This window comes from Streptomyces cyaneofuscatus (genome assembly GCF_042718795.1).
Lineage (GTDB): Bacteria > Actinomycetota > Actinomycetes > Streptomycetales > Streptomycetaceae > Streptomyces > Streptomyces cyaneofuscatus_A.
The window spans coordinates 14,906-37,700 of sequence record NZ_JBHXOX010000009.1; the positions used below are offsets into that span (position 1 = coordinate 14,906).

The 22,795-nt window shown below is 70.7% G+C and carries 23 protein-coding genes and 1 tRNA gene; 13 read left to right on the forward strand and 11 right to left on the reverse strand.

All coding sequences use genetic code 11. The annotated features are described in order from the left end of the window. Positions 1 to 56: 56 nt before the first annotated feature. The 6 genes from paaA (at position 57) to ACFWRT_RS11810 (ending at position 4,973) form a co-directional block, all read left to right on the forward strand. Complete coding sequence (gene paaA, locus ACFWRT_RS11785) at positions 57 to 1,118, forward strand: 1,2-phenylacetyl-CoA epoxidase subunit PaaA (protein ID WP_380954168.1); 1,062 nt, start codon at positions 57 to 59, stop codon at positions 1,116 to 1,118. Next, positions 1,115 to 1,405 carry a 1,2-phenylacetyl-CoA epoxidase subunit PaaB gene (gene paaB / locus ACFWRT_RS11790; protein ID WP_326704810.1) on the forward strand — a complete coding sequence of 97 codons (291 nt, stop codon included), beginning with the start codon at positions 1,115 to 1,117 and terminating at the stop codon, positions 1,403 to 1,405. The genes paaA and paaB overlap by 4 nt, the downstream gene beginning before the upstream one ends. Further along, positions 1,402 to 2,118 carry a 1,2-phenylacetyl-CoA epoxidase subunit PaaC gene (gene paaC / locus ACFWRT_RS11795; protein ID WP_380954167.1) on the forward strand — a complete coding sequence of 239 codons (717 nt, stop codon included), beginning with the start codon at positions 1,402 to 1,404 and terminating at the stop codon, positions 2,116 to 2,118. Before paaB ends, paaC begins: the two co-directional genes overlap by 4 nt. Further along, a complete protein-coding gene (paaD, locus tag ACFWRT_RS11800) occupies positions 2,112 to 2,609 on the forward strand; it encodes a 1,2-phenylacetyl-CoA epoxidase subunit PaaD (RefSeq protein WP_018513915.1) in 498 nt (165 codons plus the stop codon). Before paaC ends, paaD begins: the two co-directional genes overlap by 7 nt. Then, positions 2,610 to 3,668 (forward strand): 2Fe-2S iron-sulfur cluster-binding protein, encoded by a 1,059-nt coding sequence (locus ACFWRT_RS11805; protein WP_380954165.1) that lies wholly within the window; start codon positions 2,610 to 2,612, stop codon positions 3,666 to 3,668. Positions 3,669 to 3,809: 141 nt separating this feature from the next. Next, positions 3,810 to 4,973 (forward strand): acyl-CoA dehydrogenase family protein, encoded by a 1,164-nt coding sequence (locus ACFWRT_RS11810; protein WP_380954163.1) that lies wholly within the window; start codon positions 3,810 to 3,812, stop codon positions 4,971 to 4,973. 22 nt (positions 4,974 to 4,995) lie between these two features. Here ACFWRT_RS11810 and ACFWRT_RS11815 read toward each other — a convergent pair whose 3' ends face one another. The 4 genes from ACFWRT_RS11815 to ACFWRT_RS11830 all read right to left on the reverse strand — a co-directional run bounded on the left by ACFWRT_RS11815 (position 4,996) and on the right by ACFWRT_RS11830 (position 8,491). Then, positions 4,996 to 5,340 (reverse strand): rhodanese-like domain-containing protein, encoded by a 345-nt coding sequence (locus tag ACFWRT_RS11815; protein ID WP_327219282.1) that lies wholly within the window; start codon positions 5,338 to 5,340, stop codon positions 4,996 to 4,998. Positions 5,341 to 5,408: 68 nt separating this feature from the next. Further along, positions 5,409 to 6,311, reverse strand: coding sequence for a J domain-containing protein (locus ACFWRT_RS11820; protein ID WP_380954160.1), 903 nt, complete (start codon positions 6,309 to 6,311; stop codon positions 5,409 to 5,411). A 184-nt stretch (positions 6,312 to 6,495) separates the two neighbouring features. Next, positions 6,496 to 8,004: a DUF2252 domain-containing protein gene (locus tag ACFWRT_RS11825; RefSeq protein ID WP_380954186.1), complete on the reverse strand. Its 1,509-nt coding sequence runs from the start codon at positions 8,002 to 8,004 to the stop codon at positions 6,496 to 6,498. 133 nt (positions 8,005 to 8,137) lie between these two features. After that, on the reverse strand, positions 8,138 to 8,491 hold the full coding sequence (locus ACFWRT_RS11830; protein ID WP_380954159.1) for a winged helix-turn-helix transcriptional regulator: 354 nt from the start codon (positions 8,489 to 8,491) through the stop codon (positions 8,138 to 8,140). Between the two features lie 132 nt (positions 8,492 to 8,623). On the opposite strand from ACFWRT_RS11830, the gene ACFWRT_RS11835 reads away from it, so the two are divergent. Then, positions 8,624 to 9,235: an FMN-dependent NADH-azoreductase gene (locus ACFWRT_RS11835; protein ID WP_380954157.1), complete on the forward strand. Its 612-nt coding sequence runs from the start codon at positions 8,624 to 8,626 to the stop codon at positions 9,233 to 9,235. 157 nt (positions 9,236 to 9,392) lie between these two features. On the opposite strand, the gene ACFWRT_RS11840 is transcribed toward ACFWRT_RS11835, so the two are convergent. Continuing rightward, positions 9,393 to 10,217: a ScbR family autoregulator-binding transcription factor gene (locus ACFWRT_RS11840; protein WP_380954156.1), complete on the reverse strand. Its 825-nt coding sequence runs from the start codon at positions 10,215 to 10,217 to the stop codon at positions 9,393 to 9,395. A 303-nt stretch (positions 10,218 to 10,520) separates the two neighbouring features. Further along, positions 10,521 to 10,603 (reverse strand) — tRNA-Leu (locus ACFWRT_RS11845). Between the two features lie 317 nt (positions 10,604 to 10,920). Here ACFWRT_RS11845 and ACFWRT_RS11850 point away from each other — a divergent pair. From ACFWRT_RS11850 to pknB, 6 genes are all read left to right on the forward strand, one after another. After that, a complete protein-coding gene (locus ACFWRT_RS11850; protein WP_380954155.1) occupies positions 10,921 to 11,778 on the forward strand; it encodes an FhaA domain-containing protein in 858 nt (285 codons plus the stop codon). Between the two features lie 10 nt (positions 11,779 to 11,788). Beyond that, a complete protein-coding gene (locus ACFWRT_RS11855; protein ID WP_003967913.1) occupies positions 11,789 to 12,307 on the forward strand; it encodes an FHA domain-containing protein FhaB/FipA in 519 nt (172 codons plus the stop codon). 135 nt (positions 12,308 to 12,442) lie between these two features. Then, on the forward strand, positions 12,443 to 13,894 hold the full coding sequence (locus tag ACFWRT_RS11860; protein ID WP_380954153.1) for a Stp1/IreP family PP2C-type Ser/Thr phosphatase: 1,452 nt from the start codon (positions 12,443 to 12,445) through the stop codon (positions 13,892 to 13,894). Positions 13,895 to 13,916: 22 nt separating this feature from the next. Next, a complete protein-coding gene (locus tag ACFWRT_RS11865; RefSeq protein ID WP_380954151.1) occupies positions 13,917 to 15,317 on the forward strand; it encodes an FtsW/RodA/SpoVE family cell cycle protein in 1,401 nt (466 codons plus the stop codon). Continuing rightward, positions 15,314 to 16,771 (forward strand): peptidoglycan D,D-transpeptidase FtsI family protein, encoded by a 1,458-nt coding sequence (locus ACFWRT_RS11870; RefSeq protein ID WP_380954149.1) that lies wholly within the window; start codon positions 15,314 to 15,316, stop codon positions 16,769 to 16,771. The genes ACFWRT_RS11865 and ACFWRT_RS11870 overlap by 4 nt, the downstream gene beginning before the upstream one ends. A 172-nt stretch (positions 16,772 to 16,943) precedes the next feature. Then, complete coding sequence (gene pknB, locus ACFWRT_RS11875) at positions 16,944 to 18,947, forward strand: Stk1 family PASTA domain-containing Ser/Thr kinase (RefSeq protein WP_380954147.1); 2,004 nt, start codon at positions 16,944 to 16,946, stop codon at positions 18,945 to 18,947. 108 nt (positions 18,948 to 19,055) lie between these two features. On the opposite strand, the gene ACFWRT_RS11880 is transcribed toward pknB, so the two are convergent. From ACFWRT_RS11880 to ACFWRT_RS11900, 5 genes are all read right to left on the reverse strand, one after another. Beyond that, positions 19,056 to 19,784, reverse strand: coding sequence for a class E sortase (locus tag ACFWRT_RS11880; RefSeq protein ID WP_380954145.1), 729 nt, complete (start codon positions 19,782 to 19,784; stop codon positions 19,056 to 19,058). A 25-nt stretch (positions 19,785 to 19,809) separates the two neighbouring features. Next, on the reverse strand, positions 19,810 to 21,171 hold the full coding sequence (locus ACFWRT_RS11885; protein ID WP_380954143.1) for a class E sortase: 1,362 nt from the start codon (positions 21,169 to 21,171) through the stop codon (positions 19,810 to 19,812). Further along, complete coding sequence (locus ACFWRT_RS11890; RefSeq protein ID WP_018513899.1) at positions 21,168 to 21,806, reverse strand: aminodeoxychorismate/anthranilate synthase component II; 639 nt, start codon at positions 21,804 to 21,806, stop codon at positions 21,168 to 21,170. The genes ACFWRT_RS11885 and ACFWRT_RS11890 overlap by 4 nt, the downstream gene beginning before the upstream one ends. Beyond that, complete coding sequence (locus ACFWRT_RS11895; RefSeq protein WP_161269151.1) at positions 21,803 to 21,991, reverse strand: hypothetical protein; 189 nt, start codon at positions 21,989 to 21,991, stop codon at positions 21,803 to 21,805. The genes ACFWRT_RS11890 and ACFWRT_RS11895 overlap by 4 nt, the downstream gene beginning before the upstream one ends. Before the next feature lie 89 nt (positions 21,992 to 22,080). After that, entirely contained in the window at positions 22,081 to 22,794 is a 714-nt protein-coding gene (locus ACFWRT_RS11900; protein ID WP_380954184.1) for a class E sortase, read from the reverse strand. Position 22,795 lies beyond the last annotated feature (1 nt).

The following is a 22,795-nucleotide window of genomic DNA, read 5'->3' on the forward strand; positions in this document are numbered from 1 at the left end:
CTGCGACCGACCATTGAAGTCAATGAACCGAACGATCGGTCGGTAGGGAGCCCGGGATGGCGGCAGTGACTGCGGACCAGAAGACGCAGAGCACCTCACGCACGGCAGGAGCGGCGGGGCAGGGCGCCGGTACGGCCCCGGACGCGGCAGACGCGGCACGCCTCGCGGTCTTCGACGCGGCCGTGGCCGCCGACGACCGCATCGAGCCGCGCGACTGGATGCCCGAGGCGTATCGCGCCACGCTGGTCCGCCAGATGGCCCAGCACGCCCACTCGGAAATCATCGGCATGCAGCCCGAGGCCAACTGGATCACCCGCGCGCCCTCGCTGCGCCGCAAGGCGATCCTGATGGCCAAGGTGCAGGACGAGGCCGGACACGGCCTGTATCTCTACAGCGCGGCCGAGACGCTGGGCACCAGCCGTGAGGAGCTGCTCGACAAGCTCCACGCCGGCCGCCAGCGCTATTCGTCGATCTTCAACTACCCCACCCTGACCTGGGCCGACGTCGGCGCGATCGGCTGGCTGGTGGACGGCGCGGCCATCACCAACCAGGTGCCGCTCTGCCGCTGCTCCTACGGCCCCTACGCCCGCGCGATGGTCCGCATCTGCAAGGAGGAGTCCTTCCACCAGCGCCAGGGGTACGAGCTGCTGCTCGCCCTCAGCCGCGGCACCGAGGCCCAGCACGCGATGGCCCAGGACGCGGTGGACCGCTGGTGGTGGCCCTCCCTGATGATGTTCGGCCCGCCCGACGACGCCTCGTCCCACTCCGAGCAGTCGATGGCCTGGAAGATCAAGCGGCACTCCAACGACGAGCTGCGACAGCGCTTCGTGGACATCTGCGTGCCGCAGGCGCAGGCACTGGGCCTGACCCTGCCGGACCCCGACATCCGGTGGAACGAGGAGCGCGGCCAGCACGACTTCGGCGCGATCGACTGGGCGGAGTTCCAGGAGGTCCTCAAGGGCAACGGCCCGTGCAACGAGCAGCGGATCACCCAGCGGCGCAGGGCCCACGAAGAGGGCGCCTGGGTCCGGGACGCCGCCGCCGCGTACGCCGCCAAGCACACCACCCCGTCCACCCGGACAGCACAGCCCGCACCGCACGTGGAGGAGACGGCATGAGCAGCTCGACCGACTGGCCGCTGTGGGAGGTGTTCGTGCGCTCGCGGCGCGGGCTCTCCCACACCCACGCGGGCAGCCTCCACGCGCCCGACGCCGAGATGGCCCTGCGCAACGCGCGCGACCTCTACACCCGGCGCTCCGAAGGCGTCTCGATCTGGGTCGTCCCCTCCACCCAGATCACCGCCTCCTCGCCCGACGAGAAGGACGCGTTCTTCGAGCCGGCCGGCGACAAGCCCTACCGCCACCCGACCTTCTACGAGATCCCGGACGGGGTGAAGCACCTGTGAGCGCCGCCCTCGCCCTCGGCGACGACGCGCTGGTGCTCTCGCACCGGCTGGGGGAGTGGGCGGGCCACGCCCCCGTCCTGGAGGAGGAGGTGGCGCTCGCCAACATCGCCCTGGACCTGCTGGGGCAGGCGCGGGTGCTGCTCTCGCTCGTCGGTGACGAGGACGAGCTGGCGTACCTCCGCGAGGAGCGGGCCTTCCGCAACCTCCAGCTCGTCGAGCAGCCCAACGGGGACTTCGCCCACACCATCGCCCGGCAGCTCTGTTTCTCGGTCTACCAGCACCTGCTGTACGAGCGGCTGGCGGCCGGGGGCGGTGAGTTCGCGGACCTCGCGGCGAAGGCCGTCAAGGAGGTCGCCTACCACCGCGACCACGCCGAGCAGTGGACCCTGCGGCTCGGGGACGGCACCGCCGGGAGCCATGAGCGGATGCAGGCCGGCCTGGAGGCGCTCTGGCGCTTCACCGGCGAGATGTTCCAGCCGGTGGAGGGGCTGGACGCCACCGGCTCCGGCGTCGACCTTCAGGAGCTGGAGCGCAGTTGGCTGGCTTCCGTCACCGGCACCCTGGAGCGGGCCACGCTGACGCTGCCGACCGGACCGCGCACCGGCGCCTGGACGGCCGGCGCGGGGCGCCAGGGCGTGCACACCGAGCCCTTCGGCCGGATGCTCGCCGAGATGCAGCACCTGCACCGCAGCCACCCGGGGGCGTCATGGTGACCGACACCCCGCTGGAGGCGGAGCTGCGCACCCTCGCCGGTTCCGTCCCGGACCCCGAGCTGCCGGTGCTGACCCTGGCCGAGCTCGGCGTCCTGCGCGGCGTGGACGTGGAGGGCCCGGGCCGGGTGACCGTGCGGCTCACCCCGACGTACACCGGCTGCCCGGCGATCGAGGCCATGTCCGCCGACATCGAGCGGGTGCTCCACGAGAACGGCGTGCCCGAGGTCTCCGTGGTCACGGTGCTCGCACCGGCCTGGTCGACCGACGACATCAGCGCCGAGGGCCGCCGCAAGCTCGCCGAGTTCGGCATAGCGCCCCCGCGCGCCCACAGCGCCGACGGCGGGCCGGTGCCCCTGACGCTCTCGGTGCGCTGCCCGCACTGCGGCTCCACGGAGACGGAGCTGCTCAGCCGGTTCTCCTCCACGGCGTGCAAGGCGCTGCGCCGCTGCGTCGCCTGCCGCGAACCGTTCGACCACTTCAAGGAGTTGTAGATGTTCCATCCGCTCCGGGTCAGCGCGATCGAACGGATCACGGACGATGCGGTGGCCGTGACCTTCGCCGTGCCGGCCGAGCTCCGCGAGGTCTTCCGCCACGCCCCCGGCCAGCATCTGAACGTGCGCTACAGCGTGGACGGCAGGGAGATCCGCCGTTCGTACTCGATCTGCGCGCCGTCCACCGAACAGCCCGCCGAGCCGGTGGTCCGGGTCGGCATCCGCGGGGTCGAGGGCGGGGCGTTCTCCACCTACGCCCTGAAGGAGCTGTCCGTCGGGGACCAGGTGGAGGCCATGCCTCCCATGGGCCGCTTCGTGCTGGAGCCGCGTCCGGGCCTCTTCGCGGCGGTGGTCGGCGGCAGCGGGATCACCCCGGTGCTGTCGATGGCGGCGACCCTCCTCGCGCGGGAGGAGAAGGCGCGGTTCTGCCTGATCCGCAGCGACCGCACGGCGGCCTCCACGATGTTCCTGGACGAGGTGGCCGACCTCAAGGACCGCTACCCGGACCGCTTCCAGTTGATCACCGCCCTCTCCCGGGAGGAGCAGTCGGCCGGGCTCCCCTCCGGCCGCCTGGACACCGAGCGGCTCACCGCCCTGCTGCCGGCGGTTCTTCCGGTGGCGGAGGTGGACGGCTGGTTCCTGTGCGGGCCGCTCGGTCTCGTACGGGGGACGGAGAAGGCCCTGCGCGCGCTGGACGTCGACCGGACCCGGGTCCACCAGGAGATCTTCCACGTCGACGACGGCCTCTCCGATGTCACGGTCGTCAAGGTCGCCGCACCCTCCGACGCCACGCTGACGGCCACCCTGCACGGCCGTTCCGGCAGTTGGCCCGTCCAGGACACGGAGTCGCTGCTTGAGACGGTGCTGCGGAGCCGCTCGGACGCTCCGTACGCCTGCAAGGGCGGGGTGTGCGGGACCTGCCGGGCGTTCCTGGTCTCGGGCGAGGTCCGGATGGAGCGGAACTTCGCGCTGGAGCCGGAGGAGACGGACGCGGGCTTCGTGCTGGCCTGCCAGTCGCATCCGCTCACCCCGGAGGTGGAGCTGGACTTCGACCGCTGACGCCGCTCCCCTCCCGCAGCGGGCGCGCCCTTCCCGTAGAACCTGTTCCCTTCTCCTAGAACCTGTTCTATCTTGACGGCCCGCCAGAAACCGCCAGGGACGCCAGAGACTGCCAGGGACCGCCAACGGGAGGCCGGGACAGTGGACTTCACCTTCACCGAGGAACAGCAGGCAGCCGTGGAGGCGGCCCGGGCGGTCTTCTCCGGCGTCGCGCCCGACAGCGTGCCCAGCCCCGCCCTGACGCCGGGGGCCGTGGCCGAGGACATCGACCGGCGGCTGTGGGGCGAGCTCGCGGGCTCGGACCTGCTCGGCCTCACGCTCTCGGAGGAGTACGGCGGCGCCGGGCTCGACCCGGTCGCGCTCTTCCTGGTCCTGCGCGAGTCGGCCAAGGTGCTGGCCAGGGTCCCGCTGCTGGAGAGCTGCGCGGTCGCCATGACCGTCGAGCGGTACGGGGAGAGCGGCCTCGCCGCCGAGCTGCTGCCCCGGGCCGCCAGCGGCGAGCTGGTCCTGACCGCCGGGGCCAACGGGCGCACGGGCCACGACCCGGCCGAACTCGCCGTCACCGCACGGCCGGAGGGCCCCGGGGCCGCTCCTTCGGGCCGGGCCCCCTCGGGCTGGGTGCTGGATGGCGTGCAGTCGGCGGTCCCCTGGGCGCAGGTGGCCGACCGGATAGCCGTCCCCGCCCACACCGGCGAGGGCCGGGCCGTCCTGGCCCTCGTGGACCCCGCCCGCCAAGGCGTCACCCTCGCGGACCAGGTCTCCACCAGCGGCGAACGCCTGGCGGAGGTCCGGCTCGACGGCGTACGCGTGGAGGCGCGCGAACTGATCGACGCGCCCGGGGCCTGGGACCGGCTGCGGGACCTGCTCACCACGGGTACCTGCGCCCTGGCGCTCGGACTCGGCGAGCGGGTGCTCGCGATGACCGCCGAATACACCGGGAAGCGCGAGCAGTTCGGGTTTCCCGTCGCCACGTTCCAGGCGGTGGCGGTGCAGGCCGCCGACCGGTACATCGACCTGCGGGCGATGGAGGTGACGCTCTGGCAGGCCGCCTGGCGGATCTCCACCGGTGCCGGGGGCCCGCTGCCCACCGCGGGCGACATCGCCGTGGCGAAGATCTGGGCCTCCGACGGGGTGCGCCGCATCGTGCAGACCGCCCAGCACCTGCACGGCGGCTTCGGCGCGGACACCGACTACCCGCTGCACCGCTTCCACGCCTGGGCGAAGCAGATCGAGCTCTCCCTCGGCCCGGCGGCGGCCCACGAGGAGGCACTGGGCGACCTGCTGGCCGCCCACCCGCTGTCCTGACGCGGAGAGCCCGAAGCGAAGATCAGAGGACGAAGGCCGAGGCCCCGTCGTCCGTCACCATCGGACGCCCGGCCCCGTCCCAGGCGAGCATGCCGCCGTCGATGTTCACGGCGTCGATCCCCTGCTGGACCAGATACTGCGTGACCTGGGCGGACCGGCCGCCGACCCGGCACATGACATGGACGCGACGGCCGTCCCCGGCGGCCTCCGCCAGCTCACCGAACCTGCCGACGAAGTCGCTCATGGGAATGTGCAGCGCGCCCTCGACATGACCGGCTGCCCACTCGTCGTTCTCCCGGACGTCCAGGACCAGGCCGTCGAGCGGCACCTGAGCGACGTCCACCGAGGGCAGCGGGGCGAAATTCATGGGTCATGCCTTCTCTCGTACGTACGCGGGCCGGGGGTCCGCCGGAACCCACCAAGTCACCGGGAACGCTACTGCACCATCCCCGCGAGCTCGGCCTCCCGCCGGGACACCTCGCCCAGCAGCTGCTCCCCGATGTCCTCCAGCAGTTGGTCCGGGTCGTCCGGGGCCATCCGGAGCATCGAGCCGATCGCGCCCTCCTCCAGCTCCTTGGCGAGCACCGTGAGCAGCTCCTTGCGCCTGCTCAGCCACTCCAGCCGGGCGTAGAGCTCCTCGCTCTCGCTGAGCGGGGCGAGCGGCTGGGCCGGGCCCGCCGCCCACTCGGCCGCCAGCTCCTTGAGCAGCTCGACGTCACCGCGCCCGTAGGCGGCGTTCACGCGGGTGATGAACTCGTCCCGGCGCTCCCGCTCCGGCTCGTCCTGGGCGAGGTCCGGGTGGGCCTTGCGGGCCAGCTCACGGTAGAGCTTGCGGGCCTCCTCGCTCGGCCTGACCCGCTTCGGCGGCCGTACGGGCTGCTCGGTGAGCATGGCGGACGCCTCGGGGGAGAGCCCGTCGCCGTCCATCCAGTCGTGGAAGAGCTCGTCGACCCCGGGCATCGGCATGACGATGTCCCGCGCCTCCTTGGCCTTGCGCAGGTCCTCGGGGTCACCGGTCCTCGCGGCCCGTGCCTCGGCGATCTGCGCGTCCAGCTCGTCGAGGCGCGCGTACATCGGGCCGAGCTTCTGGTGGTGCAGCCGGGAGAAGTTCTCGACCTCCACCCGGAAGGTCTCCACCGCGATCTCGAACTCGATCAGCGCCTGCTCGGCCACCTGCACGGCCTTGGCCAGCCGCGCCTCGGGACGCGGCGCGGCGTCCTGCGCTTCTTGAGCGTCCTGTGCGGGCTGCTGCGGCTGCTGCGGCTCGGCGGGCCGGTCGTCGTCCTGCCGGTCATCATCGTTCCGGGTGGGAGGCACCCCGGCGGCTTCGTGGGTCACCCGTCCAGCGTATGGCCACGACCGCACGCCCCGAACCGCACGGCCCCACGCCCGGCCACACGCACGGCCCCCGCCCTGCCACACGCCCTGCCACACGCCCCGGGCTCAGGCCCCCGAACCGCACGGCCCCCGGCTCCGGCCCGGCGGAGCCGACGCCGGGCCGGAGCAGGTCACCGCAGCGCCCTCATATCCCCCGCTCGGCGGCCACCCGGCCCGCTTTGATCGCCCGCTCCAGCTCCGCGTGGTCCGCCTCCGTACGGTCGGCGTAGGCCACCGCGAAGTCGGCGATCGCCGCGTCGAGCTCGTCGTTCTTGCCGCAGTAGCCCGCGAGCAGCCGGGGGTCGGCGCTGTGGGAGTGGGCGCGGGCCAGCAGGGCCCCGGTCATCCGGCCGTAGTCGTCGACCTGTTCGACGGTGAGCGCGGCGGGATCCACGCTGCCCTTGCGGTTGCGGAACTGGCGCACCTGGTACGGCCTGCCGTCCACGTCCGTCCAGCCGAGCAGGATGTCGCTGACGACCTGCATCCGCTTCTGGCCGAGCACCACCCGACGGCCCTCGTGGCCCTCCCGCGGCGCCTCGAAGCCGACGGCCGGCAGATACGGCGCCAGCACCGACGGACGCGCCTCCTTCACCTGGAGGACCAGTGGCTCCCCCCGGTGGTCGAGCAGCAGCACCACGTACGACCGGGTCCCGACGCTGCCGGTGCCGACCACGCGGAACGCCACGTCGTGGATCGCGTACCGCGCCAGCAGGGGTACCCGGTCCTCGGAGATCGTGGCGAGATAGGCGCCGAGCCCCGCCGCGACCGCCGAGGCCTCCGCGTCCGGCACCCGGCGCAGCACCGGCAGGGCGTCGACGAAGCGCCGGCCGCCGTCGAGGCAGTCCTCCGTGGACCGGGCGGCGAACCGGGCGCTGGTGTTCCTGCGGGCCTTCTCCGAGACCTTTTCCAGGGTGCCGACCAGGTCGCGGGCGTCGGTGTGCGAGACGAGCTCCTCGTCCGCGATGGCGTTCCAGGCGTCGAGCGCGGGCAGCCGCGCCAGCAGCCGCATGGTGCGCCGGTAGGCGCCGACGGTGTCGTACGCGCCCTTGCGGCAGGTGTCCTCGTCCGCCCCGGCGGTCCGGCCCGCCAGCACGAGCGAGGTGGCGAGCCGTTTGAGGTCCCACTCCCAGGGGCCGAAGACGGTCTCGTCGAAGTCGTTGAGGTCGATGACCAGGCTGCCCCGGGCATCGCCGTAGAGCCCGAAGTTGGCCGCGTGCGCGTCGCCGCAGAGCTGGGCACCCACCCCGGTGACCGGGGTCCCCATCAGGTCGTGGGCCATCAGCCCGGCCGAGCCGCGCAGGAAGGCGAAGGGCGAGGCGGCCATCCGTCCCACCCGGATCGGCGCGAGCCCCGGCACCCGGCCCCGGTTGGACTCCTCGACGGCCCGCACCGCGTCGGGACGGCCCGACGGCAGGACCAGCGAACCGTGCGCGGAACGCGGAACCCGGTCGCGGAGCGCCTTGCCCGCGGCCTTGGCGGAACCCGCCTCCCCGCGCCGGGCGAACCCGGGCACGACCGGTATACGAGGCTCCGCTGTACGAGACTCCGCTGCATGGGGATCCGCCGTACGAGACTCCGCCGTACGGGGCTCCGCCCCCGGGAGCCGCTGTTCCGAAGCCGGGCCCGCACCGATGCCCGCCTCCGCACCGCTCATGCCCACGCCTTCGATGACGCCCATGGAGCGCCGCCTCCCCCGCCTCGTCAACTCTCCGACCGAGCACGACCGTACCGCCGTTCCCCGCGGCCGTCAGCACCCCTCAGGAGTCCTCCGGAGCGCTCAGAAGTGCTCAGCAGCCGGTGCCCGGCTCCGATTCCGCGAGGTACGTGTCCGCCCACTGCCCGAGCTCCTTGAGCGCCGGCTCCATCGCGGCGCCGGCCTCGGTGAGGCGGTACGCGACGCGCAGCGGCGGCCCCTCGTCGACCTCACGGATCACCAGGCCGGCCGCCCCGAGCTCGGTCAGCCGGTCCGAGAGCATGCGCTCGCTGATCCCGGGAATCGCGCGGCGCAACTCCGCGAAATGCACGGGCCGCTGGAGCAGCACCGAGACGATCGGCCCGGTCCAGCGCTTGCCGAACAGCTCGAAGACGCGACTGATGCCCCCATCGACCCGCCGACAGGTCTGCTCGCTGTGATCTGCCATACCCCCAGGGTACTGCGCCACCGTAGGTCACTTATGAAAAGTAAGGGACTATGCTATGAGTAGTTACGTACGAAAGGGGTGGCGCTCACCATCCGCCGCCACCCCTCCCCTTCGCTCTCTGTGGAGATCCCCATGGCCACGCTTCTGCACCTCGACTCCGCCGTCCTCCCGCAGGGCTCCGCGTCCCGGGACGTCACCGCCGCGTTCGTCCAGGCCTGGCGCGACGAGAACCCGGACGGAACCGTCGTCCACCGCGATCTCGCCGCCGACCCGGTACCCCACCTCGACGCGGCAGCGGTGGTCGCGGGCGCCGACGACCCGCTGCGCCGGGAGCTGGCCGAGGAGCTGGCAGCGGCGGACGCCGTCCTGATCGGCGCACCGATGTACAACTTCACGATCCCGTCGACCCTGAAGGCCTGGCTGGACCAGGTGATCGTCGTCGGGCACAACACGGGACCGGACTCCCCCGTCGCGGGGACCCCGGTGACCGTCGTCGCCAGCCGCGGCGGCTCGTACGCGCCCGGCACCCCGCGCGAGGACTTCGAATTTGTCCAGAATTACTTGGAGAAGCTGCTCACGAGCATGTTCTCCGCCGAGGTGGACTTCATCGTTCCGGAGCTGACCCTCGCCCACACGCAGCCGTCGATGGCCGAGCTGGTCCCGCTCGCCGAGGCCTCCCGCGCCAAGGCGTTCGACGAGGCCCGGCAGAAGGCCAAGGCCCTCGCCACCCGCCTCGCCGCCTGATCCGACGGGCACCGCCACCACGAAGAACAGGGCCGCGGAACTCGATCGAGTTCCGCGGCCCTGTGCTGTGAACAGTCAGCAGTCAGCAGTCAGCAACCGGACGTTTCACGTGAAACCAAGCGTGAAACCAAGCACGACGTGGCACGGCACGCTCCGGTCAGAGCCGCCCTCCAGCCGTCGCCGTCACCTCGCCCCCGGCAGGTTCGTCGGCGCCTTCCCCCTCGGGCTGGTCCCGCGTACCGCGACCGGCCCCACCACCGCGCGGGCCACCCCCGCCGTTCCGGCCGGCAGCGGCGGCCCCACGGGCCGCCTCAGCGGCGGCGGCGATCTCCTGGGCCTCCCGCTCGGCCTGCTCCGCCTTCTCGCGCGCCTGGGCCGCGAGATCAACCCGGCCCTCCGGTTTGATGTGGGCGATGACACCGGGGTGGGCGATCGACGGAAGAAGATGGCGCCACATCTCGGCCACCTGCTCGCGCAGATCCGCTCGCCCGGAGTCGGCTTCCGATATCAGCTGGATACCGGTGAACGAAGCCACGATGACCTTGGCCGACACCATCGGATCGACATGCGGCAGCACCTCGCCCCGCTCCTTGCCCAGCTCCAGCATCCGGGCCGTCGCGTCGATCCAGTCGCCCCAGGGGTGCGGCCCGCCGAGGAAGACACCTTCGATGGAGAGGCGGGTCCCGGCGCGCGCCATCGCGTTGTGGCGCAGGGCGTAGGCGAACTGCTGGCCGCCGTCCACCAGCGACTGGAGCGGCGATCCTTCCTGGGCGAAATCGACCGTGGAGGTCTGCTCGTCCATGATCGCCTGGGCGATGGCCTCCTTGGACGCGAAGTGGAAGTACAACGCCCCCTTGGTCACCTTGGCCCGGCGGAGGATCTCCGAGATGGCGGCGCGCTCGTAGCCGTAGTCGTCGAAGACGCTCGCCGCGGCATCCACGATCGAGCGCCACGTCTGCACCGCGCGAGCCTGCTTCGCCATTTCCTGCCTCCGGGACGTTCTGTGCGCTCAGCCCTTCACTGCCGAGCAGCCGTCGATCCAGCCTCTGCAATCAGCGTATGCATGGAAGCCGCCCCGCAGACCATCGGTCTGTCCGGAAACCGCTCCAGTGAGCACCCGGGCTTCGGCGGGCATACCGACCGCACGCCCTGTTTACCCCGCCGCCCCACCGCCGACACAGCCGGCCGGCGATCCTACGACGCAACAACGAAGAACCCCCGCTCCGGATCTCTCCGAAGCGGGGGTTCTCCCGAATCAACTCACAGCCGCAAGCGACTGCCGTTGTGCGCGAGGGGGGATTTGAACCCCCACGTCCCTAAGGACACTGGCACCTGAAGCCAGCGCGTCTGCCGTTCCGCCACTCGCGCAAGAGTGGTGTTCCCAGACCCTCTCTCACCTGTGTGGTGCGAGCGCCTGGCGACAAACGGAAGATTAGCACGGTGGACAGGGTGATTCACATCCGTTGTTTCATCGATCCCGGGAGGGGAAACGGGAACGCGGAGCAGCCGCCCCCACTCCTCCAGAGAGCATCGCGGGTGCGGGACACTGTGAGGAGGCCACCTCTACGATCCGTGTGAGGGGTGACACTCATCCACAGGGCAGAGAAGGGGAACCAGCCGATTTCCCGACGCGTGGATACGATCAGTAAGCAGTACAGGGACGATGACACCGGAGGAGGTGCCCCATGGGGGTCATGAAGCGTTTCGAGCAGCGCCTCGAAGGGCTGGTCAACGGCACCTTCGCCAAGGTCTTCAAGTCCGAGGTGCAGCCGGTGGAGATCGCGGGAGCTCTCCAGCGGGAGTGCGACAACAACGCGACGATCTGGAACCGCGAGCGGACCGTCGTCCCCAACGACTTCATCGTCGAGCTCTCCACTCCCGACTACGAGCGGCTCAGCCCGTACTCGGGCCAGCTGGGCGACGAGCTCTCCGGCCTGGTGCGCGACTACGCCAAGCAGCAGCGCTACACCTTCATGGGGCCGATCAAGGTCCACCTGGAGAAGGCCGACGACCTCGACACCGGTCTCTACCGGGTGCGCAGCCGCACCCTGGCGTCGAGTTCGTCACAGCAGGACCAGTTCGACCAGCCCCAGCGGCCTGCCCCCGGGCGGCCCGCCGCCCCGCAGGCCCCCGGTGGCTACGGGTACCCCCCGACCGCCCCTCCGCCGATGCCCGCGGCCCCGCCGCCCGGCGGTGGACGGCCCTCGGCGCCCACGAGCGACCGGCGCCCGCCGGCCGGGCCGGGCGCCCTGCCGGACGCCCAGGTGCGGCGCTGGATCGAGATCAACGGCACCCGCCACCAGATTTCCCGCCCGACGTTGGTGATGGGACGATCCACCGACGCCGACGTGCGGATCGACGACCCCGGCGTATCGCGCCGGCACTGTGAGATCCGGACCGGAACGCCCTCGACGATCCAGGATCTCGGGTCCACCAACGGCATCGTGGTGGACGGGCAGCACACCACCCGCGCTACGCTCCGCGACGGCTCACGGATCGTCGTGGGAAGCACCACCATCGTTTACCGGCAAGCCGAAGGGTGAAGCGGGGGCAATGTCAGAGCTGACCCTGACGGTCATGCGGCTAGGTTTCCTGGCTGTTCTGTGGCTGTTCGTGATCGTGGCCGTCCAGGTCATCCGCAGCGACCTGTTCGGAACGCGTGTCACGCAGCGCGGCTCACGCCGCACTGCCGCCGACGCGCGCCCGCAACAGGGCCGCCAACAACAACAAGCGGCGCCGCCCCAGCAGCGCCAGCAGCCCGGGCGCCAGCGCCGCGGGGCACCAACGAAGCTGGTCGTGTCCGAAGGCACCCTCACGGGCACCACGGTCGCGCTCCAGGGCCAGACCATCACTCTGGGACGGGCCCACGATTCGACGATCGTGCTGGACGACGACTACGCGTCCAGCAGGCATGCCAGGATCTACCCGGACCGGGACGGCCAGTGGATCGTGGAGGATCTCGGGTCCACCAACGGCACGTATCTGGAACGGACCCGGCTCACCACCCCGACGCCCGTTCCGCTGGGCGCGCCGATCCGTATCGGCAAGACCGTCATCGAGCTGCGGAAGTAGTACGACAATGAGCGAGCGGAGCGAGCGAGCCGCGGCAGCCTGGACGACGGACGCTGCCCGGTTCCCGACCGGAGGGTGGGCAGTGTGGCTCGAGACAGGCTGTACCCCGACGCGGCGTCGACGGGGCAGGTGCGCATGAGTCTGTCCCTGCGCTTCGCCGCCGGATCGCACAAAGGCATGATCCGGGAGGGGAACGAGGACTCCGGCTACGCCGGACCCCGGCTGCTCGCCATCGCCGACGGCATGGGCGGCCAGGCGGCCGGTGAGGTCGCCAGCTCCGAGGTGATCTCCACGCTCGTCCAGCTCGACGACGACGTCCCGGGTTCGGACATCCTGACCTCCCTGGCCACCGCCGTGCAGCAGGCCAACGACCAGTTGCGCGTCATGGTCGAGGAGGACCCCCAGCTGGAGGGCATGGGCACCACGCTCACCGCCCTTCTCTGGACCGGCCAGCGCCTCGGCCTGGTGCACGTCGGCGACTCCCGCGCGTATCTGCTGCGCGACGGCGTCCTGACCCAGATCACCCAGGACCACACCTGGGTGCAGCGCCTCGTCGACGAGGGCCGCATCACCGAGGAAGAGGCCACCACCCACCCGCAACGCTCCCTGCTGATGCGGGCGCTGGGCAGCGGCGACCACGTCGAGCCGGACCTCTCCATCCGCGAGGTCCGCGCCGGTGACCGCTACCTGATCTGCTCCGACGGCCTCTCCGGCGTGGTCTCGCACCAGACGATGGAAGAGACCCTGGCCAGCTACCAGGGCCCGCAGGAGACCATCCAGGAGCTCATCCAGCTCGCTCTGCGCGGCGGTGGCCCCGACAACATCACCTGCATCGTGGCCGACGTCCTGGACGTCGACAACAACGACACCCTGGCCGGCCGGCTCAGCGAGACCCCGGTCGTCGTCGGCGCGGTCGCCGAGAACCAGGCGGTGCTGAACGACGGCGGGGCCATGCAGACCCCGGCCGGCCGCGCGGCCGGTCTCGGCCGCCCCGTCCCGCCCCCCTCGGGCGGCTTCGGCCCGCCCGGCAGCGGTGACTCCGGCTACGGCGACCTGCCGGACGGCTCGTACGACGCGTACGCCGACGACGACCTCGACAAGCCGCGCGGCGGCGGCCGTAAATGGCTCAAGCGGTCCGTCTTCACCGTGCTGGTCCTCGGCGTGATCGGCGGCGGCCTCTACGGCGGCTACCGCTGGACGCAGACCCAGTTCTACGTCGGCGCGCAGAACGAGAACGTGGCGCTGTTCCGCGGCATCAGCCAGGACCTCGCCTGGATCTCGCTCTCCGAGGTGGAGAAGAACCACCCCGAGATCGAGCTCAAGTACCTGCCGCCGTACCAGCGCAAGCAGGTCGAGGCGACGATCGCCGAGGGCAGCATCACCGACGCCCGCAAGAAGGTCGACGAGCTCGCCGCCCAGGCATCCGCCTGCAAGAAGGACGCGCAGCGCCGCGCGGCCGAGGCCGAGGCCGAGACTTCCGCCACTCCCCCCACCACGGGGACCAAGCCGAACACCGCGACTCCCACTCCCGGCCCCAGCCTCTCGGAGGAAGAGAAGAAGCTGGTCCCGCAGTGCGGTAAGCAGTAAGCCGTAGGGGGCCTTCAGCACCATGAGCGTTGTCACCAACACGACCACCATCGGCGCGATCGACGCACCGAGCCGCCGCAACACCGAGCTGGCGCTCGTCATCTTCGCCGTCGCCATCTCGGTGTTCGCCTACGCCAACGTGGGCCTCGCCCTCAACGGCGAGCTGCCCTCGGGCATGCTCGGTTACGGAGCGGGGCTCGCCCTGCTCGGCGGCGTCGCCCACCTCGCGGTGCGGAGGTTCGCCAAGTACGCCGACCCGCTGCTGCTGCCCCTGGCCGTCCTCCTGAACGGCCTCGGCCTGGCGTTCATCTGGCGCCTGGACCAGTCAGACCGGTTCCAGGCTCTGAAGACTTTCGCCCCCGCTGCCTCGAAGCAGTTGCTGTTCTCGGCGATCGGCGTAGGCATGCTCGTCGCGGTCCTGGCCATCCTCAAGGACCATCGCATCCTCCAGCGCTACACGTACATCTCCATGCTCGTGGCGCTGTTCCTGCTGATCCTGCCGATGTTCTTCCCTGCGGTGAACGGCGCCAAGATCTGGATCAAGATCCCCGGCATCGGTACGCTCCAGCCCGGTGAGTTCGCCAAGATCATCATCGCGGTGTTCTTCGCGGGCTACCTGATGGTCAAGCGGGACGCGCTGGCGCTGGCCAGCCGCCGGTTCATGGGCCTGTACCTGCCCCGCGGCCGCGACCTGGGCCCGATCCTGATGGTCTGGGCGTTCTCCATCCTGATCCTGGTCTTCGAGACCGACCTCGGCTCCTCGCTGCTCTTCTTCGGCATGTTCGTCGTGATGCTGTACGTCGCCACCGAGCGCACCAGCTGGATCGTCTTCGGTCTGCTGATGTCCGGGATCGGTGCCGTCGGTGTCGCCTCGTTCGAACCGCACGTCCAGCAGCGCGTCACCGCCTGGCTCGACCCGTTCGCGGGCTGGGGCGAGCAGGCGGCGAGCGAGCAGATGGCCAAGTCCCTGATGGCCTTCGGCTCCGGAGGCACCCTCGGGACCGGTCTCGGACAGGGCCACTCCGACCTGATCGGCTTCGCCGCCAACTCCGACTTCATCCTCGCCACCGTCGGCGAGGAGCTGGGGCTCGCCGGGATGATGGGTGTGCTCCTCATCTACGGCCTGATCGTGGAGCGCGGAGTGCGCACCGCGCTGGCGGCCCGCGACCCGTTCGGCAAGCTCCTCGCGATCGGCCTCTCGGGATCGTTCGCCATCCAGGTGTTCGTCGTCGCCGGCGGTGTGATGGGTCTCATCCCGCTCACCGGTATGACGATGCCGTTCCTGGCGGCGGGCGGTTCCTCCGTACTGGCCAACTGGGCCCTGATCGCCATCCTGATCCGCATCAGCGACACCGCGCGCCGCCCGGCCCCGGCGCCCGCACCCTCGACCGACGCAGAGATGACGCAGGTGGTCCGACCGTGAACAAGCCACTGCGACGGATCGCGATCTTCTGCGGCATCCTCGTCCTGGCCCTCCTGATCCGGGACAACTGGCTCCAGTACGTCCGTGCGGACGAGCTGAACAGCCACAAGTACAACCGCCGCGTCCAGATCGAGCGCTACGCCCACGAGCGCGGCGACATCATCGTGGACGGCAAGGCCATCACTGGCTCCGTCGAGACCGAGGACGGCGACTTCACGTACAAGCGGGTCTGGAAGGACGGGCCTCTCTGGGCCCCCGTGACCGGCTACTCCTCGCAGGCCTTCGACTCCTCGCAGTTGGAGAACCTCGAGGACGGCATCCTCACCGGCAACGACGACCAGCTCTTCTTCGACCGGACGATGTCGATGTTCACCGGCGAGAAGAAGCAGGGCGGCAACGTCGTCACGACCCTCAACGGGGCCGCCCAGAAGGCCGCGTTCAAGGGTCTCGGCGAGAAGAAGGGCGCAGTCGTCGCCCTGGACCCGCAGACGGGCGCGATCCTCGCTCTCGCGAGCACCCCGTCGTACGACCCCTCGGTCTTCGCCGGGAACTCGCTCAAGGACTCGGACGCCCGGCAGACGCTCCTGAAGGACAAGGACAAGCCGATGCTCAACCGGGCATTGCGCGAGACCTACCCCCCCGGCTCCACCTTCAAGGTCGTCACCGCCGCCGCCGCCCTGGAGAACGGGCTCTACGACGACATCGACGCCAAGACGGACTCCCCGCTGCCCTGGACGCTGCCGCAGAGCACCCTCCCGCTGCAGAACGAGGGCAACATCCCCTGCAAGGACGCCTCGCTGCGCGAAGCCCTGCGGGTGTCGTGCAACTCCGTCTTCGGGAAGGTCAGCGACGACCTCGGCAACGAGAAGATGATCGAGCAGACGGACAAGTTCGGCTTCAACAAGGAAGTCTTCACGCCCGTCCGCGCCGACGCGAGCATCTACCCCGAGGACAACCGGCCGCAGAACGCGATGGCCGGCATCGGCCAGGCGTCCAACCGGACCACCCCGCTCCAGATGGCCATGGTGGCCTCCGCCATCGCCAACGACGGCAAGCTGATGCAGCCGTACATGGTCGCCAGGCGCCAGGCGCCCAACCTGGACGACATCTACACCGCCGAGCCCGAGGAGCTGAGCCGGGCGCTGTCCGGCGAGAACGCCCAGAAGGTCCAGCAGATGATGGAGACCGTCGTCGAGAAGGGCACGGGAACCAACGCGCAGATCCCCGGCGTCACAGTGGGCGGCAAGACCGGTACCGCCCAGCACGGTCTGAACAACAGCGAGAAGCCGTACGCCTGGTTCATCTCGTACGCGAAGACCGACAGCGGCTCCCCGGTCGCCGTCGCCGTCGTGGTCGAGGACGGCAACGCCAACCGGGACGACATCTCCGGTGGCGGACTGGCCGCCCCGATCGCGCGCGACGTGATGAAGGCGGTCGTCGACAGCAAGCAGTGAGACCCGTCACGGCGGCCGCCCGCCCATACCGGACATCGGATACCGGTCGGATATCGGCTGACGGGTGCGGGCCGATCACGTCACCCGTGCCCGGTAGCGTATGCGCGAACAGCGCACCGCCGGACCACACACACGGGTGCGGTCAGGACTGACGGAGAGGGCTGGAACAGTTATGGAAGAGCCGCGTCGCCTCGGCGGCCGGTACGAGCTGGGCTCGGTGCTCGGCCGTGGTGGCATGGCCGAGGTCTACCTCGCCCACGACACCCGGCTCGGCCGCACCGTAGCTGTGAAGACGCTCCGGGCCGACCTGGCCCGCGATCCGTCCTTCCAGGCCCGGTTCCGCCGTGAGGCCCAGTCGGCCGCCTCGCTCAACCACCCCGCGATCGTCGCCGTCTACGACACCGGCGAGGACTACGTCGACGGGGTCTCCATCCCGTACATCGTGATGGAGTACGTCGACGGGTCGACCCTGCGGGAGCTCCTGCACTCCGGCCGGCGGCTGCTGCCCGAGCGGACGCTGGAGATGACGGTCGGCATCCTCCAGGCCCTGGAGTACTCGCACCGCGCCCAGATCGTCCACCGCGACATCAAGCCGGCCAACGTCATGCTGACGCGCACCGGCCAGGTCAAGGTCATGGACTTCGGTATCGCCCGGGCCATGGGCGACTCCGGCATGACCATGACGCAGACCGCCGCGGTCATCGGCACCGCCCAGTACCTCTCCCCTGAGCAGGCCAAGGGCGAACAGGTCGACGCGCGCTCCGACCTGTACTCCACCGGCTGCCTGCTCTACGAGCTCCTCGCGGTCCGGCCCCCGTTCGTCGGGGACTCGCCCGTCGCCGTGGCCTACCAGCACGTGCGCGAGGAGCCGCAGCCGCCGAGCAACTTCGACCCCGAGATCACGCCCGAGATGGACGCGATCGTGCTGAAGGCGCTCACCAAGGACCCGGACTACCGCTACCAGTCCGCCGACGAGATGCGGGCCGACATCGAGGCCTGCCTCGACGGCCGGCCGGTCGCGGCCGCGGCGGCGATGGGCGCCGTGGGGTACGGAGGCTACGACGGCTACAACGCCGACCAGCCCACCACCGCCCTGCGCGCCGCCGACCCGAACAACGCGCCGACCTCGATGCTGCCCCCGGTCAACCCGGACGACGGCGGCTACGGCTACGACGACCGCGCGGGCCGCCGTCGCCAGCAGCCGAAGAAGAGCAACACCTCGACGATCCTGCTGGTCGTCGCGGGCATCCTGGTGCTCATCGGCGCGATCCTGATCGGCCGGTCCGTCTTCAGCGACAGCGGCAACGACAGCCAGGTCCCCGTGCCGAACCTGGTCGGTTCCACCGTCAAGGAGGCGGAACAGCTCGTCGAGAGAGCCGGGGTCGTCCTGAAGGTCGCCGGCGAGGAGCCGTGCGAACAGCAGGAGAAGGGCGACATCTGCTCGCAGACGCCGGAGAACGGCGAGATGGACGAGAACGGGACCGTCGAGGTCATGGTCTCCACCGGCGCCCCGAAGATCGAGGTGCCCGACGTCCTGGAGAAGTCCGAGGACGGCGCCCGCAAGGCCCTGGAGGACAAGGGCTTCACGGTCAACGTGACCGCGGTCGAGTCCGAGAAGACCGAGGGCACGGTGATCAGGCAGAAGCCCGACGGCGGCAGCGAGGCGGAGGACGGCTCCGAGGTGACCATCACGGTCGCCAAGAAGGAGACCCTGGACCTGCCCGACATGCGCACCCGCACCTTCGCGGCGGCGGAACAGCAACTGCGGGGCATCGGCTTCACCAACATCTCGCGGACCGACGTCGACTCCGAGGAGCCGAAGGACACCGTCGTCGAGCAGACCCCGCAGCCCGGCAAGCACGCCAAGGACGCGCAGATCGTCCTCAAGGTCTCCAAGGGCCCGCCGGAGCCGACGAAGCCGCCGGAGCCGGAGAAGACCCAGGTCCCGCAGATCCAGGGCATGACGCTGGGCGAGGCCAAGGCGAAGCTCCAGGAGGCGGGCCTCCAGGTCGGCAACGTCCAGGGGTCGCAGGAGGACAACGCCATCGTGGCCGTCGTGCAGCCGGGGGCGGGTGAGACCGTGGACAAGAACTCGGCGGTCAACATCTTCGCCACCCCGGGCGGCGGCGGGGACCAGGGCGGCGGCGGTCTCTTCGGAGGCCCGTCGGGCGAGTAGCGCCCGCTCGTCGTACGTGTCGTACGTACGGAAAGAGGGGCCCCGGTCACCGTGGATGGTGACCGGGGCCCCTCGTCGTACCGGCAGGCAGGCGGGCGGAGTGAGTGGCTAGAGCAGCTCCACCGGCTTCGTACGGTCCTTGTCGACCTTCTCCGTACGCTCCAGCTCGCCCCAGACGATGTACCGGTACTTCGAGGTGTAGACCGGGGTGCAGGTCGTCAGGGTGATGTAGCGGCCGGGCTTCTTGACGCCCGACTCCTCCGGGACCGGCTGGATCACGTCGACGTTGAACTTCGTCGTCTCGGGGAGCGACTTGTAGACCTTGTACACGTACCAGGTGTCCTTGGTCTCGAAGACGAGCGCGTCACCGTTCTTCAGCTTGTCGATGTTGTGGAACTTGGCGCCGTGGCCGTCCCGGTGCGCGGCCAGCGTGAAGTTGCCCTCGTCGTCCCAGGGGAGGCCGGAGGGGATCGGGTCCGTGTAGTAGCCCGCGATGCCGTTGTTCAGGGTCTCGGGGTCGGTGCCCTTCTTGACCAGCACCTCGCCGTTCTTCATGGCGGGGACGTGCAGGAAGCCGATGCCGTCCTTGGTGTCCAGTGCGCCCGGCCCGTCCGCCCACTTGCTGCGGACCGTGTCGCCCTGCTTGTCGGCCTCGCGGTCGGCGAGCACGTTGGTCCACCACAGCGAGTACGCGACGAAGAGCGCGAGCAGCAGCCCCGCGGTGATCAGGAGCTCCCCGAGGACGCTGACGGCCGTGGCGACGGGGTGCCTGATCGGCCGGGGCGCGGGGGGCGCGGACACGTCGGTCCGCTCGTCGTGCTCGGTCCTCGCTGTCACCGCACCGCCCCTGTCGTGATGATGTTCAGCCGACGAGCGCCTTGGGCTTCCCCTCGCTGCGCGGCCGTTCGTCGACCATCTTGCCCCAGACGATCAGCCGGTAGGTACTCGTGAACTCCGGTGTGCAGGTGGTCAGCGTGATGTACCGGCCGGGCTTGGTGAACCCCGATCCGACCGGGATCGGTTCGATCACCGAGACGTTGGACGGCAGGGTGGACGGCAGGAGGCTGGTCATCTCGTACGTGTAGTACGCGGTCCTCGTCTCGACCACGATCGGGTCGCCGGGGCTGAGCTTGTTGACGTAGCGGAACGGTTCGCCGTGGGTGTTGCGGTGGCCCGCCACGGCGAAGTTGCCCTGCTTGTCCTCGGGCATCGCTGTCTTCAGCTTGCCCTCGCCGTAGTGGCCGAGCATGCCCCGGTCGAGGACCCTCTCCTTGTTGATGCCCTCGGCTACGGGGACGACGACGTCGAGCTTCGGGATGTGCATGATGGCGAAGCCCTGGCCCGGCGCGAACACCCCGGGCTTGCCCGCCCCCTTGGCCCACTCCTCCTGGATCTTGTCCTTCTCGCTGCCGGCGATCTGCTCGGCCCGGACGTTGGTCCACCAGAGCTGGTAGGTGACGAACAGCAGCATCAGGACGCCCAACGAGATGAAGATCTCGCCGACGGCCCGGCTGGCGACCACGGCGGGACTGTCCTTGGCCGCCTTCGCCGCGCGCCGCGCCTCCATCCGGGACATGGGGGCGGAGGGCGCGGTGGCACGGGTGCCCGCCGGGGCGGGACGGCGGCCACCGCGCCCCTTGGCCGCACGGCGCCGCTCGGCCCGCCCTCCGGTGACCGGCTCGGCCGCCTCGGCTTCTTCAACAGGCTCGGCTCGTTCGGACCGTTCGTACGGCTCCACCACTATTCGGCGGGTGTCCGCGGTCCGCAGCCCCAGGGTCTCGTCGGCCGGAGCCGGCGCGGGAGAAGGCACGGGAGGGGGCGCAGGGGCCTGCTGGGAGCCGTACCGGTCACGTCGGTACCCCTCGGGTTCGTACCACTCGCTCGGGCCCCCCTGCGGCTGCTGAGGCCCCCCGTACGCCGACGTCGGCGGCACCGCCCCCTCCACCGGCACCGCGTCCCGCCGTCCGCCGCCCGGATCCCCTTGGACGGTCTCGCTCCGGAACCACGGGGAGGCGTGCTGCCCGGGCAGCGGATCGTTGAGGGGATCGTCGAGCAGGTCGGCCGACGGGCCCTGGAGCGGGTCCTGGAGCGGGCCAGGCAGCGGATCGTTGAGCGGGTCCGCCAGCCCGTCCACCGCCGCGACGAACGCCCCGTCGGCCCCGTACACCCCTCGCGCGTACGGGCCCTGAAGTCCGGTGTCGTCCTCGGGGCGAGGTCCGGTCACGCCGCGGCCTTGCCCACCACCGGCGCGAGCCCCGCCGACCGCGCGACGGCCCCCTGGTCGCCGCACTGCTCCAGCCAGTTGGCGAGCATCAGGTGTCCGTACTCGGTGAGCACCGACTCGGGGTGGAACTGCACGCCCTCCACGGCCCGGTCCCGGTGGCGCAGCCCCATGATGATGCCGTCCGCCGTGCGGGCCGTGACCTCCAGCTCCGGTGGCAGCGCGGCCGGTTCGGCGGCGAGCGAGTGGTAGCGGGTCGCGGTGAAGGGGGAGGGCAGACCGGCGAAGACGCCCTTGCCCTCGTGGTCCACGGGCGAGGTCTTGCCGTGCAGCAGCTCGGGGGCCCGGTCGACGACACCGCCGTACGCGACGGCCATGGACTGCATCCCCAGGCAGACGCCGAAGACCGGAACGCCGGTGTCGGCGCAGTGGCGCACCATCTCCACGCAGACCCCGGCCTGCTCGGGCGTGCCAGGGCCGGGGGAGAGCAGGACGCCGTCGAAGCCGTCCTGGGCATGGGCGGTGGTCACCTCGTCGTTGCGCAGCACCTCGCACTCGGCGCCGAGCTGGTAGAGGTACTGGACGAGGTTGAAGACGAAGCTGTCGTAGTTGTCCACGACGAGGATGCGTGCGCTCACTGCCCGGCTCCTGCCCCACCGGCGCTCGCGCCGTCGACGGTCACTTCACCGAACGGGAGCAGCGGCTCCGCCCAGGGGAAGACGTACTGGAACAGCGCGTAGACGACCGCGAGAACCAGCACGAGCGCGATGACACTCCGCACCCATGCGTTGCCCGGCAGATGCCGCCAGATCCAGCCGTACATGCTGACCCCTCCGTTCGGTACTCGCACCAGATTAGAGTGCCGCGGCCGGAGAGTGGGTCAGCCTGTGGAAAACCCCGGCCGGGCCCGGGTCAGCCGGTAAGGTCCGGCGGCTTCCCCTCGCTCACCGGCCGCGTCGCGTCCAGGTGCGCCCAGGCGATCAGCCGGTGGCTGCTGCCCCACTCGGGCTCGCACGTGGTGAGCGTCAGATAGCGGCCGGGCCCCTCGAAGCCGGAGCGGCGGGGGACGGGATCGACGACGGCGGTGTCGGTGGGCACGGTCCGGTAGGGCTCCTTGGCGATGCGGTACGTGAACCAGGTCGTGCCGTCGTTGACGATCACCGCGTCCCCGGGGCGCAGCCGGGGGAAGTCCTTGAAGGGGTCTCCGTAGGTCCGGCGGTGCCCGGCGACCGCGAAGTTTCCGCTCTCTCCCGGGCGGGCGGTGCCGCTGTAGTGGCCGAGCCCCTTCTGCAAGGTCCTGGCCTCGGTGTTCTCCAGGACGGGCCACTCCCAGTCGGCGCCGAAGCGGGGGATGTGCAGCGTCGCGAAGGGCTTTCCATCGCGGTACGGGGTCGGGGACGGCGACGGAGAGGGGCCCGGGGAAAGGGCCGCGGGCTCCTGGGCCCAGCGGCCGCGCAGTGTCTCGATCTCGCCCTCGGCCGCGTCGGCTGCCTTGACCCCCGTCCACAGCAGGACGTAGGCGACGAAGAGGACGATCAAGGCGCCCACGGTGATGCACAGTTCACTGAAGGTTCTGACGACGAGCCGTAACGATCGCGCCGGACCTCCGGATCCCACCGATCGCATC

Coding starts and splice junctions, on each gene's coding strand:
- paaA (WP_380954168.1), top strand. CDS start 57: ATGGCGGCAGTGACTGCGGACCAGAAGACGCAGAGCACCTCACGCACG.
- paaB (WP_326704810.1), top strand. CDS start 1,115: ATGAGCAGCTCGACCGACTGGCCGCTGTGGGAGGTGTTCGTGCGCTCG.
- paaD (WP_018513915.1), top strand. CDS start 2,112: ATGGTGACCGACACCCCGCTGGAGGCGGAGCTGCGCACCCTCGCCGGT.
- ACFWRT_RS11805 (WP_380954165.1), top strand. CDS start 2,610: ATGTTCCATCCGCTCCGGGTCAGCGCGATCGAACGGATCACGGACGAT.
- ACFWRT_RS11815 (WP_327219282.1), bottom strand. CDS start 5,340: ATGAATTTCGCCCCGCTGCCCTCGGTGGACGTCGCTCAGGTGCCGCTC.
- ACFWRT_RS11825 (WP_380954186.1), bottom strand. CDS start 8,004: ATGAGCGGTGCGGAGGCGGGCATCGGTGCGGGCCCGGCTTCGGAACAG.
- ACFWRT_RS11830 (WP_380954159.1), bottom strand. CDS start 8,491: ATGGCAGATCACAGCGAGCAGACCTGTCGGCGGGTCGATGGGGGCATC.
- ACFWRT_RS11835 (WP_380954157.1), top strand. CDS start 8,624: ATGGCCACGCTTCTGCACCTCGACTCCGCCGTCCTCCCGCAGGGCTCC.
- ACFWRT_RS11840 (WP_380954156.1), bottom strand. CDS start 10,217: ATGGCGAAGCAGGCTCGCGCGGTGCAGACGTGGCGCTCGATCGTGGAT.
- ACFWRT_RS11850 (WP_380954155.1), top strand. CDS start 10,921: ATGGGGGTCATGAAGCGTTTCGAGCAGCGCCTCGAAGGGCTGGTCAAC.
- ACFWRT_RS11855 (WP_003967913.1), top strand. CDS start 11,789: ATGTCAGAGCTGACCCTGACGGTCATGCGGCTAGGTTTCCTGGCTGTT.
- ACFWRT_RS11860 (WP_380954153.1), top strand. CDS start 12,443: ATGAGTCTGTCCCTGCGCTTCGCCGCCGGATCGCACAAAGGCATGATC.
- ACFWRT_RS11865 (WP_380954151.1), top strand. CDS start 13,917: ATGAGCGTTGTCACCAACACGACCACCATCGGCGCGATCGACGCACCG.
- pknB (WP_380954147.1), top strand. CDS start 16,944: ATGGAAGAGCCGCGTCGCCTCGGCGGCCGGTACGAGCTGGGCTCGGTG.
- ACFWRT_RS11895 (WP_161269151.1), bottom strand. CDS start 21,991: ATGTACGGCTGGATCTGGCGGCATCTGCCGGGCAACGCATGGGTGCGG.
- ACFWRT_RS11900 (WP_380954184.1), bottom strand. CDS start 22,794: ATGCGATCGGTGGGATCCGGAGGTCCGGCGCGATCGTTACGGCTCGTC.